This window comes from Pseudonocardia nigra, from assembly GCF_019396355.1.
Taxonomy (GTDB): domain Bacteria; phylum Actinomycetota; class Actinomycetes; order Mycobacteriales; family Pseudonocardiaceae; genus Pseudonocardia; species Pseudonocardia nigra.
Genome location: NZ_JAHKRK010000552.1, coordinates 1 through 736, shown reverse-complemented (window position 1 = coordinate 736; position 736 = coordinate 1). Strand labels below are relative to the sequence as shown.

Genomic DNA, 736 nt, shown 5'->3' with positions numbered 1-736 from the left:
TCATCTCAAGACGTGGCGGATGCTCAGCGAAGAAGGCGGCCGATACCGCGCACCGATCAGCAAGTACCCGAGCGCAGTCAAAGCCATTGTCGGACTATTCTTCTTCGCGGCTTATGAATAAGGCCCCTGGTACTCCGGCAAGCATCGCGCCTTCGGCGGGAACATCCAAGCGACGTCCTCGGGATCTGGGCCGGTGACGGTGGCGAGGGTAGGAAGTACTGGCTGCACGTGCTGACCGAGATCAAGAACCGCGGCGTGGTCGATGCGTGCATCGTGGTCTGCGACGGCCTGAAGGGATTGCCGGAGTCGATCACAACAGTGTGGCCCCAAGCGCTGGTCCAGGCCTGTGTGCTGCACCTGATCCGCAACACCTTCCGCTACGCCTCCCGCAAGTACTGGGAGCAGATGGCGCGCGATCTGCGCCCGGTTACACCGCCCCCACCGAGCAGGCCGCCGCGGCCAGGTTCGCCGAGTTCGCCGACACTTGGGGCGGGCAGTACCCGGCGATCATCGCGCTGCGGCGCAACGCCTGGTCGGAGTTCGTGCCCTTCCTCGACTACGACCTCGAGATCCGGAAGGTCATCTGCAGCACGAACGCGATCGTTATCTGGGTCTTCGAAGTTAACCGGGCTTGGCTGGTCGGAGGGCCGCTCGGATGCTCGCGCAGCGTGATCGTAGGCGTTGGTTGATGGGGTTGCGGAACCCGAAGGCATTGCGGGCTTCGAGCTTGATCAGC

General features: G+C 63.6%; 1 pseudogene. It reads left to right on the top strand.

Annotation, left to right across the window (positions count from 1 at the left end):
- Positions 1-171 precede the first annotated feature (171 nt).
- Positions 172-602: pseudogene (locus KME75_RS42155) on the top strand (transposase); the annotation flags it as partial.
- Positions 603-736 lie beyond the last annotated feature (134 nt).